This is a genomic window from Roseivivax sp. THAF30, assembly GCF_009363575.1.
Lineage (GTDB): Bacteria > Pseudomonadota > Alphaproteobacteria > Rhodobacterales > Rhodobacteraceae > Roseivivax > Roseivivax halotolerans.
Genome location: NZ_CP045390.1, coordinates 1 through 17,441 on the forward strand (window position 1 = coordinate 1; position 17,441 = coordinate 17,441).

Annotated in this window: 15 protein-coding genes and 1 pseudogene; 15 read left to right on the top strand and 1 reads right to left on the bottom strand. The window is 61.5% G+C overall.

Annotation, left to right across the window (positions count from 1 at the left end):
- The 3 genes from repA (at position 1) to repC (ending at position 3,615) form a co-directional block, all read left to right on the top strand.
- Complete coding sequence (gene repA / locus FIU91_RS18600) at positions 1-1,188, top strand: plasmid partitioning protein RepA (RefSeq protein ID WP_152456097.1); 1,188 nt, start codon at positions 1-3, stop codon at positions 1,186-1,188.
- Entirely contained in the window at positions 1,185-2,201 is a 1,017-nt protein-coding gene (gene repB / locus FIU91_RS18605) for a plasmid partitioning protein RepB (protein WP_152456099.1), read from the top strand. The genes repA and repB overlap by 4 nt, the downstream gene beginning before the upstream one ends.
- Positions 2,202-2,379: 178 nt before the next feature.
- The gene (gene repC / locus FIU91_RS18610; RefSeq protein ID WP_152456101.1) at positions 2,380-3,615 is read left to right on the top strand and encodes a plasmid replication protein RepC; all 1,236 of its coding nucleotides are present in this window, start codon (positions 2,380-2,382) and stop codon (positions 3,613-3,615) included.
- A 131-nt stretch (positions 3,616-3,746) separates the two neighbouring features.
- Here the strand turns inward: repC and FIU91_RS19710 are convergent.
- Positions 3,747-4,790: pseudogene (locus FIU91_RS19710) on the bottom strand (Fic family protein).
- A gap of 284 nt (positions 4,791-5,074) precedes the next feature.
- On the opposite strand from FIU91_RS19710, the gene FIU91_RS18620 reads away from it, so the two are divergent.
- From FIU91_RS18620 to FIU91_RS18675, 12 genes are all read left to right on the top strand, one after another.
- Complete coding sequence (locus FIU91_RS18620; protein ID WP_152456104.1) at positions 5,075-5,560, top strand: hypothetical protein; 486 nt, start codon at positions 5,075-5,077, stop codon at positions 5,558-5,560.
- A gap of 40 nt (positions 5,561-5,600) precedes the next feature.
- A complete protein-coding gene (locus FIU91_RS18625) occupies positions 5,601-6,539 on the top strand; it encodes an ArdC family protein (protein ID WP_152463799.1) in 939 nt (312 codons plus the stop codon).
- 87 nt (positions 6,540-6,626) lie between these two features.
- Positions 6,627-6,773, top strand: a complete 147-nt coding sequence (locus FIU91_RS19715; protein ID WP_254702125.1) for a DUF6330 family protein — start codon at positions 6,627-6,629, stop codon at positions 6,771-6,773.
- 87 nt (positions 6,774-6,860) lie between these two features.
- Positions 6,861-7,250 carry a DUF3768 domain-containing protein gene (locus tag FIU91_RS18635; RefSeq protein WP_152456108.1) on the top strand — a complete coding sequence of 130 codons (390 nt, stop codon included), beginning with the start codon at positions 6,861-6,863 and terminating at the stop codon, positions 7,248-7,250.
- Positions 7,251-7,408: 158 nt separating this feature from the next.
- A complete protein-coding gene (locus FIU91_RS18640; RefSeq protein ID WP_152456110.1) occupies positions 7,409-9,391 on the top strand; it encodes a ParB/RepB/Spo0J family partition protein in 1,983 nt (660 codons plus the stop codon).
- A 74-nt stretch (positions 9,392-9,465) separates the two neighbouring features.
- Positions 9,466-10,059 (top strand): regulator, encoded by a 594-nt coding sequence (locus FIU91_RS18645; protein WP_152456112.1) that lies wholly within the window; start codon positions 9,466-9,468, stop codon positions 10,057-10,059.
- The gene (locus FIU91_RS18650) at positions 10,059-10,715 is read left to right on the top strand and encodes a hypothetical protein (protein ID WP_152456114.1); all 657 of its coding nucleotides are present in this window, start codon (positions 10,059-10,061) and stop codon (positions 10,713-10,715) included. Before FIU91_RS18645 ends, FIU91_RS18650 begins: the two co-directional genes overlap by 1 nt.
- 110 nt (positions 10,716-10,825) lie before the next feature.
- The gene (locus FIU91_RS18655; protein WP_152463800.1) at positions 10,826-15,088 is read left to right on the top strand and encodes a bifunctional class I SAM-dependent methyltransferase/DEAD/DEAH box helicase; all 4,263 of its coding nucleotides are present in this window, start codon (positions 10,826-10,828) and stop codon (positions 15,086-15,088) included.
- Positions 15,089-15,209: 121 nt separating this feature from the next.
- Positions 15,210-15,596 carry a DUF6878 family protein gene (locus tag FIU91_RS18660; protein WP_152463801.1) on the top strand — a complete coding sequence of 129 codons (387 nt, stop codon included), beginning with the start codon at positions 15,210-15,212 and terminating at the stop codon, positions 15,594-15,596.
- Between the two features lies 1 nt (position 15,597).
- Positions 15,598-16,059, top strand: a complete 462-nt coding sequence (locus FIU91_RS18665; RefSeq protein ID WP_152463802.1) for a hypothetical protein — start codon at positions 15,598-15,600, stop codon at positions 16,057-16,059.
- A gap of 100 nt (positions 16,060-16,159) precedes the next feature.
- Positions 16,160-16,462 carry a hypothetical protein gene (locus FIU91_RS18670; protein WP_152456354.1) on the top strand — a complete coding sequence of 101 codons (303 nt, stop codon included), beginning with the start codon at positions 16,160-16,162 and terminating at the stop codon, positions 16,460-16,462.
- A 124-nt stretch (positions 16,463-16,586) separates the two neighbouring features.
- On the top strand, positions 16,587-17,315 hold the full coding sequence (locus FIU91_RS18675; RefSeq protein WP_152463803.1) for a DUF736 family protein: 729 nt from the start codon (positions 16,587-16,589) through the stop codon (positions 17,313-17,315).
- The last annotated feature ends 126 nt before the right edge of the window (positions 17,316-17,441 follow it).

Here is a 17,441-nt window from a genome sequence, read left to right on the forward strand (position 1 = left end):
ATGGGTAATACCTTTGAGCATGAGGATCTCAACGCGGTGATCCGCCAGCATTCGGAATGGCTGGCGAACCAGTTGCATTCGCAACGTGAGAGCCTGTTTCCACCCGATGCCGAGAAGACCATGCGCAAATTCACCTCTGGTGAGGCTGCGGCGCTGCTCGGCGTCAACGATTCCTATCTTCGCAAACTCAACTTGGATGGCAAAGGGCCTTCTCCCGAGCTGACCGCCGGCAACCGTCGTCTTTACTCGGCGCAGGACATCCAGGCGCTGCGTGTGCTCCTTGAAAAAACCGCTCGCAAGCCGGGTGATTACGTTCCCGGACGACGAGAAGGTGATCATCTTCAGGTCATCGGCGTGATGAATTTCAAGGGCGGCTCCGGAAAAACAACAACCTCTGCCCATCTCGCACAACGGCTTGCCCTGCGCGGATATCGTGTGCTGGGCATTGATCTCGACCCACAAGCTTCCTTCACCGCGCTGCACGGCGTTCAGCCGGAATTGGACCTCGAAGATGGCGGCACTCTCTACGATGCGATCCGCTATGAGGACCCAGAGCCGATCCGGTCGGTCATCCGCAAGACCTATATCCCCAATCTGGACCTGATTCCCGGAAACCTCGAACTGATGGAGTTCGAGCACGATACCCCGCGCGCGCTGGCTCAGGGCAATGCAGGACTTTTCTTCTTCCGCGTGAAAGAGGCGTTGGCCCAGGTCGACGAGGACTACGACGTGGTCGTCATTGATTGCCCACCGCAGCTAGGATTTCTGACCATGTCCGCACTGTCCGCGGCCACGGGCGTTTTGGTGACGATCCACCCGGAAATGCTTGATGTGATGTCCATGTCGCAATTCCTCCGCATGACAGCCGACCTCATGGACGTGATCGCTGAGAGCGGCGCCGACATGTCTCATGACTGGATGCGCTATGTTTTGACCCGCTACGAGCCGCAGGACGCGCCGCAGAACCGCATCGTGGCTTTCCTGCGAACAATGTACGGCGAAGCCGTGCTGAATTCGCCCATGTTGAAGTCTACAGCCATCTCCGATGCAGGCCTGACCAAGCAGACGCTCTACGAGGTGGAACGCAGCGCGTTCACCCGTTCCACCTATGATCGCGCACTCGAGAGCTTGAACACGCTGAATGACGAGATCGCCGACCTGATCCAGAAGACTTGGAGGCGCCTATGAGCAGCAGCAAGAAGAAACGGATGTCCATGCTCGACAGTCTCGCGTCGGCCGGAGCTCCCTCCCCTGCACCGCAGTCCAGCGCCGTCACGCCAATGATGAGCTCTAACCGCGCCCTACGGTCCGCGCGCGATGCTGTCGATGGTCATCACGTTTGGGAGCTGGATCCGACAAACATCGTGGATGACCGCATGGAGGATCGCCTCGACCCGGCGGATGTTCTGGACCTACGCGATGCGATCGAGGCGAACGGTCAAACCGTTCCGATCCTTGTGCGCCGTGCCCCCGATGACCCCGACCGCTACCTGCTGGTCTACGGACGTAGGCGGTTGGAGGCGATACGCCAGTCCGACAAGGTGACCAAGATCCGCGCTCTCGTCGCCAATCTGGATGATGACAGTGCTTTGCGCGCGCAGATTTCCGAAAATATGGGTCGACGTGATCTGTCCTACATTGAGAAGGCGCTTTTCGCCAAGGATCTCGTGGCATCCGGCTTCGGAACACAATCACAGGTTGCAGAAATCTTGACCGTCACGAAATCTGCGGTCTCCATGGCCATCGCCATCGTAGACATCGTCGGCTCAGATTTAGTTCGCGCCATTGGGCCAGCCCACGGCATAGGTCGGCCTCGCTGGGACGCTCTGGGCCGCGCCATCGACGAGAACGGCCTCGATCGCGAGCGCCTCAGTCAGATTGCAGAGGAGGCGCGTGGAAAGGGTGTCGAGTCTACAGTTGTGGATGATTCCGTATCCACTGATGACCCATCCGTCCAGGCGTTTGAAGCGGTGGCTAAAGCCGTAGCGAAGGCACTCAAACCTGAGAAGGCCCCCTCCCCTGCCCCGTCCTCCAGTGTCCCGCTGAAGATCGGTGGCAAGCGCGGCGGCACGGTCAAACGCACTGCCAAGGGCCTGTCGATCGAGCTGGCAAGCGGAGACTTCGCCGATTGGATTGAGACGCAAGTGCATGACATAATTGAAGACCTTCACGATCGCTGGAAGCAGCGGTCGGAAGACTGAGGAAGAGCAGAAATCAAAGAAGGAGGCACGGAAAAGGCAAAAGAAAAGGTCCCGCAAAGCGACCACTCCACGAGACCCTAACTTGTTTCTAGCACTTTCAAGGTAGTGTCCGGAGTCATTTTCCGCAAGTCCAAAGTGATTCGCGGGCCGGGAAATTTTTGTCTTCGTGAATGATAAAATGGACTACACGCCCGTAACGCCGTTTCGGCGAACGATAGACGCTGCCATTCTAAAACATCAGGCAGCGGCGCAGGAAGAACTGCCCCCAGCCGGCGCCAACAAGTGGGAGGTCCTGAGGGAGCTAGCTACTGCTCGAGTCGCATACGGCTTGTCCGATCGAGATTTGACGGTGCTTCAGGCACTGGTCAGCTTTCACCAAGCGACGATTCTCGGAGGCAATGACTGCGAGTTGATTGTACATCCGTCCAACAAGGCGATTTGCGAGCGCCTGAACGGCATGCCCTGCTCGACGATGCGGCGCCACCTTTCCAACCTTGTCCAGACTGGCTTTGTCGTCCGGCGCGATAGCCCCAATGGGAAGCGCTATGCCCGCCGCTACGGCGACGAAAAGGTTGCGTTCGGGTTCGACCTCTCTCCGCTTGTTCGACGCTTCCAGGAGGTCTGTGAGACCGCCGAGGCCTTCCGGGCCGCCGAGGAGCGTTACAAGCGCCTACGTGCCACTGTGAGCCTCATGCGGCGTGACCTCGCGGGGCTGGCCGAGTACGGGCGTGCACTTCGTCCGGATCAGGGCGTCTGGGACCAGTTCTCTGATCTTGCGGCCCTAACGGCCCGAGATCTTCGTAGAAAACTAGAAATGGAAGATCTTAGGCGCATCGAAGACGCTTTGGGGTTGGCTTTGGACCAGGCCCGAAACCTTCTAGATGGCCGTGAAGCAGAAAATATGAGCACCAATGACGCTACTTTTGAGCAACATCATCAGAATTCAAATAAAGACTCTTATGATCTTGAACCTCGCTTAGAAAAAGCGCGGGGCGGAAGCGTTGTGCGTCAAAACCGAGAAGTCGCCGATAACCCTGTGTGTTCTGAAGATGAGGCTAACTCAACCTCAACTGCTGACGACCAACTGATGCCGAACATACCGCTTGGTTTGGTCCTCGCCTCTTGTCGGGAATTCAAAGCGTATTCCGAGCAGCCTGTGCGCCATTGGCACGATCTGGTCCGGGTGGCTGACGTGGTCAGACCCATGATGGGTATTTCGCCTTCCGCCTGGGACGAGGCAAAACGCTATATGGGGCCCGAAGAGGCGTCTGTTGTCGTTGTTGCAATGCTTGAACGCTTTGCAGATATCCGATCGCCTGGAGGCTACTTGAGAACCCTATCTTCAAAGGCGGCGATTGGGGAATTCTCCTGTGGTCCGATGATCATGGCCTTGATGCGGCGGGATGCTGCATGAAGAGTTCACAGCTGTGAACTGGGCTGACAAGAAGCATAGCTCGGGATGGTTCACAGCTGTGAACTTAATTCCAACACGGAAAGAGGCTGCGCTTGCGGACTTGGCCCGAAACAGGGTGCTGCAGTTACCAGTCACACGGGAAGGTCACCATCACCAAAGAAGGTTTAGAAAGAGCCTCTCTCGATAGTCCAGTGGAAACGCTAACCCCACCGGCGTCTTCGGAGGCGCGGAGGTCAGTTATCCGGCGGCGGTGAGTTTGCGGAGCGAATTGCGTGCCGTTCGCTCGGACGTCTTGAACATAATCTGCGCGTCTCCTCGTTCCAATGAACCATGCCGAAGAACCACCGAGATCAGCTCCGGAGCGCGCTTGTCATCGATGGTATCAGCAACAAGACTTCGATGCCTTTGGTCCAATCCACAGAGATCGAACAGTCTTGCTGAGAGGGTGATCTGCTCGAGTGACACCTTTAGGAGCCATTCATTGAACGTCTTCAGTGCCGCCTTTGAAAATTCCCCGTCCGACGCGGCCTCCGCGGCGTGAACTGTCAGCCAGATCCGTCATCCGTTTATACTCGCCCCGATCGGTTAACCCGCGGGCCAGACATCGTGATAAGTACCATGGCATGAGACAACTGTCTGCTGACACGACCGTTGTCATCCGGGAAAGGGTGGATTTAGTTCAACCGGTGATGTGCAGACTCGATCGCGATGATCCGTCCGCTCGAAGACCGCGCCGCAATTCAAAACCGTTTGTCAAATTGATCCATGAACTCCGCAACGCGTGACGATGATGGAGGTAGGTGGCGCCCGACCGCGGCTTCCCGATCGTCATCCTGGCGCATGCGTCCCGGAACGAGGGGCTCTTGGGTGCCGTCGGGATTTTCGATGACCCGAAACTCATCCGGCATCTCGTCGTAGAAGCTCTTATGGACCCAAGTCAGGAATTCCACGGATGTGGGGCGGGGCAGGGTGCCTATGCGATGCATCTCATCGATGGCCCTTTGAACGATGACGTGCGCCCGGGCCTCAAAGGCGAGAGGGCGGGTTTCTTCCTCAAGTTCGGCTGCGCTGTCAGGATGCAACCCAAGTCCCAGCCCGGTGGCTTCCCTCTGGATGTCGACCGAAAGGTCTGCCAGTTCTGTAGGAATATGCTCCTCAAAGAGGCAGGGTTCGATCCTGGCGGGCGTTTCTAGCCATTTGCCGGTCTCCTGTGCTTTCTAAGTGGTTGAAATTTCAACACTTTACTTGATTCGGGGCAGGGTTCTGCCGATATGCGTTGCCGATCTTGAATCGCTGCATGAAATCAATGGCTTTGCCAGATGTGCCGGGCTTTCAGTTTTGTTGTGTGCCCAAGGGGATCGGTGAAAGGGAAAGTGTTCTTCGGGTTTTGTGACTGACGGATTAGGATCTTTAGGGCCGCTCAGATGGGTCCGGGCCGGATTCCGGTCTGTCTTTCCTGATGAAGGGCATTCCCATGCAAACAGGTGTCTTGGGCGCGTTGCGCGCGACCGCTGCCTCTTGGTGGCGGCACAAGGAACTGCGCCGAACAGGCCAGCTAGAATTGGCACGGCGGCTCGAACGCAAGACCGTTTTGCGCGATCTCGTCCATCTCAGGCAGGCGGCGACATTGCCGAATGCGCATGTGATCTGCGGCGAGGGCGGGACATTCATCCATCTCGGTTGGACCACCGTGTCGACCCTCGCGCCGATCGAGCGCTTTCCCTTGGCCGCTCTTGCGGTCGCACGCGGGACACCCTTCATCGATCTCCGACTCGTCACCGATGTCATCGCTTTCGCGAACCTGCCGCGGGTGACGCGGGACGGATCGGTTGACCCTGAACCTTTGGGTTCCGGCAAGTCCGTCTCGCTGACCACCTACATCGACATGGTCGAAGGGCTCGGCGCGAGGATCCTCAACGATCCGCGGTCCCATCAGTCAGCCTGATCACCACTTACTCTCACCAAAACTCGAAAGGAGGCCAGCCATGGCCCGATCCCGCACGCCCAAATTCGATGCCTCCGAGGCCATCACAAACGAAATCATCCGCATCATCGAGCGTGGCGTCTTGCCGTGGCGCAAGCCCTGGACCGCAGGTGGCAGCTCTCGTCCCCTGCGCGTGGGCGGAGAACCCTACCAAGGAGTGAACAACTTCCTGCTCACGATGCGGACCGTGATGGCGGGCTACAGCTCTCCCTTCTGGATGACGTTGCCGCAGGCCAATGCGTTGGACGCAAAGGTCCGCAAGGGCGAGAAGTCTTCTGTCGTCGTTTACTACGGTCAAAGCCGGAGGGACGCCGATGGCGAGGACGACCGTAGCAGCGGGGATGATCACTCCGAGGAAGCCCGCATCTTCCGCTTCCAGAAATCCTATCGCGTGTTCAATGCCTGCCAGATCGAGGGCTTGCCCGACAGTTTCTACCCTGACCCGGAGCCCGTGCCCGAGCATCCGCCGTCCGAGCCCATCCCGCACATGCAGGCATTTTTCGACGCCATCGACATCACGACCGTCTTCACGGGAACGGAAGCCTACTACCTGCCGCCCGTGGACAAGGTCTACATGCCGTCGATCACCCGGTTCCACGACCCGCGCAATTTCTACGGGGTCTGGGCCCATGAGCTGGCCCATGCCACCAAGGCGCGCCATCGGCTGAACCGCGATTTCGGGTTCTCGAAGTTTGGCAACACGTCCTATGCGCGCGAGGAGATCGTCGCGGAATTGACCTCGGTGTTCCTGGGTCAGACGCTCGGCTTCACGGCGCATACGCTCGAGATGAATGCCGCCTACCTCCACAACTGGTTGCGCGTTCTTCGGTCGGACAAGGGAGCGATCTTCAAGCACGCCGCCGATGCGCAACGTGCCTGCGACTACCTGATCGCACGGTCGGAGGCGGGCAGGGCAGGGGGCCGCGCCGAGGCCGCCTGACCACAGCGAGAACGGAGACACCTATGCCACGCAAGGAACCCAAGACGCTGCGGGTGGCCTGCTTCAACGACGGCCGCTAGCCGGATCATCTCCTTCAAACGCGGTGCCTATTGGTGGAGCGCGTATGAGGGCGCGTATCCGCTCTCGGCAGCGCTCGAGAGCATCGCGGACCAGGGCGGCTGGATCGAAACCATCCCCAACCCGAATTACAGACCCAAGGGGCTGCTCGGGTAGGGCGCCTTCGGCCTCGATTCATCCGCCGCACGGAAAAGAAAAAGCAGGCTTTGGGAAGGGTGTTTCAACTTTTCAAAGGAGAGCCCCATGACCAGCACCGCTCAATCCCAGACAGACAGCCCTGATCCGAGTGTGATCGCGGCGCAGAACGACGCGTTTCGCAAGCTTGCCTGCCTCGGGGTGCCGCCCGCGCAGCCTATCCAGGGCCGCATGCATGTGACCCGTTCGCTTATGGAGGCCGGCGACGGCTTCATAGCCGAGGCGGTGAAGGCGACCGGGGAGTTCAATACATTCGAGCCTGAGAACGATCCCGAAGGATGGCATGATTTCGGGGCGGTCGAGATCCGGGGCGAGACCGTGTTCTGGAAAATCGATCTGTATGAAGCGGATACCGATTTCCGCTACGGGGCTGAGGCCCCGGATAATCCCGCTACCACGATGCGCGTTTTAACCATCATGATGGCGCGCGACTGGTAGAAGGGCAGGAGACGCCTCCCCCTGACATCTCAGACGATGAAGGCCCGCTGCCCCCAAAAAGGCAAAGCGGGCCTTTTGTCGTGGTGATCCCTGAAGCCGGGGATTGGTCACGCGCGTGATGGCGCGGGCCGCATCTAACTCACCAAGAAGGATATCCCATGACCGCAAGTTTCAAACCCGTCTCCGTCGCCATCGGCGATCTGACAGCCCACCCCGCCAATGTGCGCAGCAACTCCCCGGAAACCTATGACCCCGAGAACATCGCCCATCTGAAAGCCAGCATCGCTGTGCTGGGCCTGCTCCAGCCGCTCCTTGTCGAGAAGCTTGACGGCAAACACGCAGTGCTGGCCGGTGGCCGACGCCATGCCGCGCTGAAGGAACTGGTCGCGGACAAGAGCGAGAAGAGGTTCACCGCGAAAACCAAGGTCGACTGCCGCCTTGTCCCTGAGGATTGCGACGTGACCACAGCGCTGTCGCTCGCTGAGAACATCACGCAAGCGCCGATGAACGCGATTGACGAGTTCGAGGCCTTCGCTCGGATGATGGAAGTCGACGGCCAGACGCCCGAGACCATCGCAAAGACCTTCGGCACGACGGTTGCCGCCGTGAAAGGCCGGTTGCGCTATGGCCTGATCCACCCCGACATTCGCGCGGCGGCCCGCGCGAAGACGATCACGCTCGATACGATGAAGGCTTTTGCTGAGCATCCGAGCCAGGAGGTGCAACGCGAAGTCTATCAGGCGCTCACCAAGGAGGACAGCTACCTGCAGGCCTACACGGTGCGGCAGGCGCTCAAGTCGCGTGGTGTGCAGGTCAGTGACGATATCGGGGCATTCGTGCGCGAAGACTATGAGGCCCGCGGCGGGGCCATCGCGGCTGATCTTCTGGAAGAGCATTCCGTGCTGGAGGATGCGGCGCTGGTCGAGACTATCCTGCTCGAGAAGCTCGGGGCCGCTGCCGAAGAGGCCCGCGCAAAACTGGGCTTTGCCTGGGCAGATGCGATGGTGCGCTATGATTACGCGACCATGGCCGACTACGGCCGCGTCTATCCCGGCCCGATCGAGCCCGATGAGGCGGCCCAGAAGCGCATCGACGAGATCACTGCCGAGCTTGAGAAATTGCAGCTCGAGATGGAAGATGAGGGGCTCGATGACGATGCCTACAATGCCCTTTACGAGCGCGTGGACGCTCTGGAAGACGAAGCCCGCGATCTGCAGGAGGCCTACAGCGCCGAGGATCTCGCCCATGCAGGCGTGGTCGCGTCTTGGTCGAACGGGCAGGTGACGCTCCATATCGGCCTCGTGCGCCCCGAGGACACTGTGAAAGAGAAGGGCGCGCCCAGTTCCTCGACCAACACCACCGGGGAGGAAGCCCCCGATGCTGGCGAAATCACCTACCCGGCCTCGCTGGCCGAAGACCTCAAGACCGAGCGGGCCATGGCGCTCGGGGCCGCGATGGCACTGCATCCCGAGGCCACGCTCGATCTGACGCTCTTCAAACTGGTGAGTGACGTTCTGGGTCGCGGCATGAGCGTCACGCAGGCGATAAAGGTCGAGGCCCGGAAGGAATACCGCAACCACGCCAAGATGGACGAGATCGACTCAACCTCGCTCGAGCAGGTGGCGGCGGCGCATGATGCGCTCGATCTGTCCTGGCTCGATGACGCGCGTTCGCCTGCCGATCAGTTCGCGGCCTTTCGCGCGCTGAAGCCGGGCGAGAAGGCCAAGCTCGTGGCCTATGCGACGGCCAGCACGACGCAGTCCTGCTTCGCGCGGGACCGGCAGCGTGACAGCCTGATGCATGAGTTCGAGATCGAGATCATGCCCGATATCCGCGCCCATTGGACGCCGAACGCGGCGCTCTTCAATCGCTTCAAGAAGGCCTGGCTCCTGAAGATCCTCGGCGAGGATCTGGGCCTCGCCCAAGAGGCGGTCACGCTGGCCTCGTCGAGCAAGAAAGAGATCGTCGCATTCTGCGACAAGCTCTTTGCTGAGCCCTTCGCCACACTCACGGACGCGCAGCGCGCTGCCGTGGCCGCCTGGTGCCCGCCGATGATGCAGACCGCCGGTGTCACCTGTGATGAGGCTGAGCCAACCGCGGAATCTCCCGAGCCTGACAGCGAGATCGCGCAAGCGGCCTGAGTCCTCACGCGACCCGCGCGAGCCATGACGCCTGCGCGGGTCGATCTTCTCATACCCAACCGAAAGACATCCCCATGGCTATTCTCAAGTTCTCTGCCTCCGCTGTTGCGGCGCAGATCGCCCATGCGCGCGCCTGCAAAACCTTCCTGCCCAACTGGAACGGTCCGGTGGACAGGCCCGCCCTGATCCTCATCGTCGGCAATGGCGTGCATCTGCGATCGAACGGCATCGATGGCACGACCACCCGTATCGTCACGACTGAGCATGCCGATCCCTCCTTTGCCTTCGCCGACGGCATGAACCCGTTTCGGGACACCGACTGGATGGCGCAGCGCCGCATGGCGTTTCGCGATCTGACCGGCCAATTCTACACCGACATTCTCGACGATGTGCAGGTGCTCATCGACCGGGGGCAGGGGGCGATCCGGCTTGCCACCGATGGCCACAGCATCCGCGTCTTCGTGCGCCGGGCCTCGGATTATCTCATCGGTGGGACATACGACGTGCCCTCCGGTCTTGGCGGCACGTTCCGGGTTATCCTCAAGGATGCCTGCGACACCTTCGCGATCGTGCAGAACAGCGGCAATTGCGAGGATTTCGACGCCATGCAGCCCTACCGCGTGCCGCTCGATGCCCTGATGGAGATTGATGATCGGAGGGCGGCTTGATGGGATGGCTGTTCTACACAGACCGCCGCGTCGAAACCTACGCGGATGAGAAAGCGGAAATGGTCCGGCTCTGCACCTTCGAGAGCGACACGCGCAAAACCGAACTGGTCAAAGCCTGTAAGGTTGGCTCCACCTGGTATGCGGCGGCAAGGGTTATCAGTCTCGACGGCACCCCTGTCGAAGACGCGACCTATGTGACCGATGCGGATGGCTCGATCACCTTCGGGGCTGTCTTCCTCACCCGATTCGATGATGGCTGCTGGGGCTACAAGGACATGGAGGAAAGCGCGGGACCGAACGAGTCTCGTGCTCCGCTTGGGCTGATCGAGCTTCTATCCGACCTGAAAGACGCGGCCAGCTACGCCCATGCCTGGCGCCAGCGTTGCCGGGACTGGGCTGCGATCCCGGACTATGCCGAAGGCGACAAGATCAAGCTTGCAGCACCTGTGACGCTCACCGATGGCAGCACCTGCCAGATCGTCACCGCGACCCACTACAGACGCGGGCGGAAAAAACGCCGCTGCTACCGCATCGAAGAAACCGGCGGACTCGTGCGGCTCTCAAGGGCCTCGCTTGCGGGCTCGGAGCTGCTCAGCTCCGCGAAGAGTGAAGCCAGTCCGGTGCTCGCCGAGTTTATGGCGGGGCTGGGGAACTGAGCGACAGGACCGCTTTTCATGTCGGTCCATGACTGCCTGCTCCGCGCCCAAAAGTGTAGAGCAGGCTTTTTGTCCTTTGGAACTCAGACCCTGATCCAAAGGAAATCCCCATGACCCAGCCCAAACCGGCAAACTCGGCTCTCTCAATCTCCGACGCTAGCCTCGCCTCTGCCCTCGTGCAAATCGGTGCGGAGGTCGACCACCAACCCCTGCGCAGTTCAGCGCTCGCGCGCATCATGCGCGAGACGTTTCATGGCAGCGATGCCAGCGGCGCGTGGGACTGGCGGATGGCCTATGACCTGATGCAGGCCGCGGCTATCCAGGTGCTGCTGCGTGGGGACTCCGCGGCAGGTGACATCGCCACCGCAAAGCTGCTCGCCTCGCGGCTCCTGACGGAAACCCGTCGCTCCGAGCAGCAAATCCGGCTGCAGCAGTTTTCCACGCCGCTGGCATTCGCGGCTCTGACGGTGCGGGCCGCAGCGATCCGCAAGGGCGAGACCGTGTTGGAGCCGTCAGCTGGTACCGGTGCCCTGGCCGCGTTCGCTACCCGGGCCGGTGCCACGCTTTTGCTAAACGAGATCGACCCTTTTCGTCAGCACCTCCTGCAGGCCGTCTTTGGCGGAGATGTGACGGGTCACGACGGCGAACATATCGACGATCTGCTGCACACGCCATTTCTGCCCGACGTCGTGGTGATGAACCCGCCCTTTGCCTCTTCGGTCGACCGATCCCGCGACAAGCACATCGCCGCCAAACATCTCGTCGCGGCTGCCAAGCGTCTCGCGCCCGGTGGGCGGCTGGTGGCGATCATGCCGCCGGGATTCGCGCCCGACCGCGATGCCGCGCATTGGTCCCGTGCTTGCAGTCTCCTTACGCCGCGCTTGGCGTTGACGATGCCGGGACAGGTCTATCGCAAGCTCGGCACCTCTGTGGAAACCCAGCTCATGGTCTTCGACAAGGTGCAGGAAGACGGCGAGATGATCCGCGCCAGTGTTCGGGACTTGGATGAAGCCCTTCCTTTTGTCGACGCCGTGGCCGCACCCCGGCCCGAGATGCGCCCCGCCCAACGGACTGACGCTATTACTCACGGGCGGCGAAACGTTCCATCATCTGCCCCGCGCAAGACTGCCGCTGCGCCTGTCGCCGTCGCCAAACCCCGGTCGAATGCCGCCATCCCGCTCAGTTTCACGAGCTTTGATGCCCCTCGCGACAACACGCCCGTCTCGGACATCTATGCGCGCTACCGCCCGCAGCGGATCGAGATCGCGGGTGCGCAAGTACATCCCACGCCGCTGGTCGAGAGCATTGCCATGGCGTCTGTAGCGCCGCCGATGCCTTCGCGTGCGGCCAGCGCAGAATTGCGTCTGCCCGGCAAGCTGATCCAGGAGGGACATCTCTCCGAGGCGCAGCTCGAGACCATCATCATGGTGCATGATGCCCATGGGCGCGACCTGCCGGGGCGGTTCACCATCGATGACGACCAGACCAAGCTGACGCGCGCCGATGATGACCCCGAGGCACGTGCCTATCGACTTGGCTATTTCCTCGGGGACGGCACCGGTTGTGGCAAGGGCCGCGAATGCGCGGGCCTCATCCTTGTCAACTGGCTGGCCGGGCGCAGAAAGGCGATCTGGGTTTCCAAATCCGCCACGCTCATCGAGGACGCGGTCCGTGACTGGACCGATCTTGGCGGCTCGCCCGCCGACATCCGGCCACTCTCCAAATGGAAACCGGACCAACCCATCCCGATGGGCGACGGCATCCTGTTCGTGACCTACGCCACGCTGCGCTCGGCGGGCAAATGCGGCACCACGCGGCTGAGCCAGATCCTCGACTGGATGGGCGAGGGCTTCGAGGGCGTGCTGGCTTTTGACGAGGCCCATGCCATGCAGAACGCGGCGGGGTCCGAGCAGGGCAGGGGGGTCGAACCCTCGCAGCAGGGCCTTGCGGGCCTGCGGCTGCAACTCGCGTCACCCCGCGCCCGCGTCTTCTACATCTCGGCCACGGGTGCCACGAGCGTGCACAACCTGGCCTATGCCGCGCGGCTGGGGCTCTGGGGGCAGGGCCCCGAATACCCCTTCCCGAGCCGCGAGAGTTTCGTCTCGGCAATGGAAGCCGGCGGCGTGGCGGCCATGGAGGTGGTCGCGCGCGATCTCAAGACGCTTGGCCTCTACACGGCGCGCGCCCTCAGCTTCGATGGGGTGGAGTATGACGTGCTCGAACACGCGCTCACTCCGGCCCAGATCGAGATCTACGACGCATACGCGGGTGCGTTTCGGACGATCCACCACAATCTCGAAGCCGCGTTGACTTCGACCGGCGTCAACGACGCCTCGGGCGAGACCAATGCCTCGACCGCACGTGCCTCGGCCAAGTCCCGCTTCGAAAGCACGAAACAGCGCTTCTTCAACCATCTCCTGATGGGCATGAAGGCGCGGACCATCATCGGCGCCATCAAGGACGATCTGGCGGCGGGCAATGCTTGCGTCATCCAGGTGGTTTCGACCGGCGAGAGCCTGCTGAAACGTCGGCTTGAAACGATGAACGCGGAAGACGAGCTCGTCGAGGGTGCCTTGACGCCGCGCGACTACGTTCTGGGCTATCTCGAACAAGCCTTCCCGATCTATGCCCAGAAACTGGTCGAGATCGACGGCAACATGGTGGCGGAACCTTTGCGGGATGAGACCGGCGCGCTGGTTGTCTCGCGCGAGGCGCTCGCCCTGCGCGATGCGGCCATGATGGAGTTGATGACGCTCGCCCCGATCCCCTCGGCGCTCGATCAGATCCTCTGGGCCTTTGGTGAAGAGGCTGTTGCCGAAGTGACAGGAAGGTCGATCCGACCTCTGAAGGCGGACGATGGCCACCTCTTCATCGAGAAACGCGCCGACAGCAGCAATTCATCCGAGACCCAAGCCTTCATGGACGGCGAAAAGGATATCCTGATCTTCTCCGATGCAGGCGGCACGGGCCGGTCCTATCATGCGGCGCAAACGGCGAAGAACCAGAAACGGCGGCGGCACTACCTGCTGGAGCCCGGCTGGCGCGCGGATGCGGCCATCCAGGGGCTGGGCCGCACGCATCGCTCTGCCCAGGTCAGCGCGCCGTTCTTTCGGGTCTGCACCTCGGATGTGCATGGCGAAAAGCGTTTCACCTCGACTATAGCCAAGCGCCTCGACCAGCTAGGGGCCTTGACCAAGGGTCAGCGCGAGACCGGCTCGCAGGGCATGTTCCGCGAGGAGGACAATCTTGAAAGCCCGATCGCGCGGGCCGCGCTGCGTGGGTATTTCGCTGATCTTGCCGCCGGGCGCGCTGAGGCGATGAGCTACGAGAGTTTCACCGACTGGACGGCCCTGCGGCTGATCGACAAGGACGGGGTGCTCCTTGAAGAGCTTCCCCCGATCCAGCGGTTTCTCAATCGGGTGCTTGCCCTTCCCATCCATATGCAGAACGCGCTCTTTGCCGAGTTCATGCGCCGGATTGCCGATCAGACTGAACGGGCGCGCGCGGCGGGCACGCTCGATCTCGGGGTGGAAACCCTGCGCGGCGAAAAGATCGAACAGGTCTCCACGGAGGATCTCTGGACCTGCCCGAAATCCGGCGCCGTGACGCGGATCATCGGACTTGAGGTGACGGACCCGGTCCACGTGCTGTCGGCGGATGACGCCCTGTCGCGCAACCCCGACAAGCTGTCGATGGTCAATCGCGCCTCCGGCCGCGCGGCGCTCATCTCGGCGCGCCCCATGCAGATGTATGACGAGGACATTGTCACGCTGATGCGCAAGGTGGTGCGGCCAAACGGGTCGAGCTATCTGGAGGAGACGCGGTTCGAGTCCTCCGCCTGGGAAGAGATCGGCAAGCCTGAGTTTGCGCGACTTTGGGATGAAGAGGCCGCGTCCCTGCCGAAAACCGCCACGACCAAGCTCTACCTGCTGACCGGGCTGCTGCTGCCGATCTGGAAGGACATTCCGACCACGAATGAACGCATCTACAGGGTCACGCCTGACGGGGCGACGGCCATGATCGGGCGCACGTTGAGCGAAGAAGGGGCGGCCGCGCTCCGCGCCCGCTTCCTTGTCTCCAACCCGCAAACGCCGCAAGAGATGCTGACTGCCGCTCTCGGCACCACCGCGCCGGTCGATCTGGGCCGGGGTCTCACGCTGACCCGTCGCCGGGTTGCAGGCGAGATGCGCCTCGAGCTCTCTGGTGCGGATCGGGGCATGATTGATGGCCTCAAAACCCTCGGCTGCTTCACCGAGATCATCGCCTTCCAGCTGCGGGTGTTCCTGCCGCATGAGGAAGGGGTCGATACATTGGGCATTCTGGCACGGATCGTGGGGCAGGGAACCAGCAAGGCGGCAGACCAAGCCGCCTGAAAGGTTAAAGCGGGCTTCGGGTCGGGCGTCGCGGATCGGGGTTTGGCCGGTCTGCGCTTTCCGGGCGCGCGCTGACCAATGCCGCGCCCGGCCCCCCAATCGCAAAAAAGAGGACGGACCCATGACCAATCCCCAGATCGACTATGCTGCAATGGCGGCTCAGTGGCGCGCCGAGCGCGAAACCACCCTGAAAGCAACCCGAGCGGAACTGATCGCGCAATTGCGCACGCTTGGCATCAACGAGGTCACCGCCGAATACGAAGGCTATGGCGACTCTGGCAATGTCGAGGACGTGAATGTGCAGCCTGCGGAGGTCAAACTGCCGGAAGCGCTTGTCACCGCCGTGGGCGATTTCGCCTGGTCACTCGCCTATCACCATCATCCGGGGTTCGAGAACAACGAGGGCGGCTACGGCACGCTGACCTGGGACATTGCAGCAGACAGCATCACCCTCGATCACGCCGACCGCTATGTCGAATGCTCGCACAGCTATGACGAGGGGCTTTGAGATGGCCCATCCGCTTCATCATGCCGAAAGCTCTGCCCGGAAGTTCGGCGGGGTGCCGTCTGACTATCAGGCCGTCCACGATTGGTTTGACGCCTCGAAAGAGCACCTCGCGCTCTTCACGCACCGGGCCTTGCGCCACCATACCCAAGGTCTGTTCGATGCTGAACGTGCTTTCGGTCTGACCCTGACCAATAGCGCAGGTCGGGACATCCCCGTGCGCTGGATCGGCGAGCAGCATGTTCGAGAAGACTGTCAGCGCCGTATCCCGAGTATGGCGGACTGGCTGCGCCGGATCCAGCCCGAGCCATGGATGGCCAATGGCCATATCGCCCGGCATGTCGGCTCCGAGCCCTGCGGCGACCCAAGGGTTGCCTGGGCCTCCCAGGTCGCCGCCGGAAGAACGGTTCTTGGCCTGAAGGATTGGATGGCGGCGCGCGCGACGCAAGCTTTGCAAAGCGCCTGAAAGCTCTCGGTCGTTTGCCAAACGAATGCTGCATAGAAGCCCGGTCGGAAGATCGGGCTTCTTGCGTCGTTTACCCACCATGCTTCTTGAGGAGGTTCGCATGACACTCGAAGACATCAAGGCGGCCGTCGATGCCGGCCAGACCGTGCATTGGGCCAATACCGGCTACGTTGTCCACAAGGACCGGCTCGGTCAGTACCTCATCACCTATGTGCCGAATGGTAGCTGCATCGGTCTGACCGACCGGGGCGGGCACCGGTTGAACGGAAAAGAGGCGGAGTTCTTCGTCGCGCGATCGGAGGACGCCGCAGAAAATTCGGGCCGCCAATCAAGACCAGAGGGGCAGGGGAGGGGTGTAGCACCCGGAGGCGCGGGGGCATTCCCACTCGGACGGCAGCTCTGACCCGTGGGCGGGGCTGAAAGGAAAGCAAGCTTTCTGGTTTGTGATCCCAGGAGGGGTCGAGAAAGCAATCCCGGATGCGCTGGCAAGAACGTCAGGCACCGGCCAATCCAAAAGGAACCATCCCATGTTCGCAGGAACCCTCACCCGCAATGTCGAGACCGCCGCCGCCGAATACACCGGAATGATCCATTCGACGCGCTTTGACATCGCCATCCAGCTTGAGGCGCGGGCCAAGATGTCCGAACGCAGTCCGGATTATGACGTGACGGCAGTCAACAAGTCGGGCCGCAAGGTGCGCATCGGCACGGCCTGGAATGAGACCGGCAATACCAGTGGCAACCCCTACATCTCGATGCAGATCGATGTCGGCCTCGGCCCGTTCCGGGTCAACGCGGTGCAGACGAAAGAGGCGCGCAAGGCCCAGAGTGGCGCGTTCGAGATCATCCCTCTTGTCTCGAACGGCCTGATGAAATCCGGCTCGGTCTCGGGCGAGCTCACCGCCATGGACGCTGACAACGCCTTCACGGGCTACATCGCCAACATGATGTTCGATCTGGAGTTCATGCTGATCGAGAACAGCTACAAATCCGAGGAGACCCACCCAGATTACCGGATCGAGGTCAGCTCGCCCCGGGGTAAACCAATCCGCGTCGGCTCGGCGTGGATGGCCAAAAGCAGCCGCACGGGCAATGACTACCTGTCGCTGCTGATCAACACGCCTGATGGCGACTTGCGCGTCAACGCCGTGCAGAACGAAGAACAGCGCGGCGGGCAGACCTTCTCGATCATCCCGTTCATCGACAGCGGTGAGCAGCCGCAGGACGCGGGCGCGGGGCTGTCGCTGGTCGCGTGACCTGCGTCTGAGACAGAACAAGCTGAGTTGATGGGGGAGCTGTGGTAACACGGTTCCCCTTTTTTTGTTTAGTTGTGCTCAGAGGCTGCACCGACGAACCAAGCAGTGCTCCAGGAAGCTGTGGGT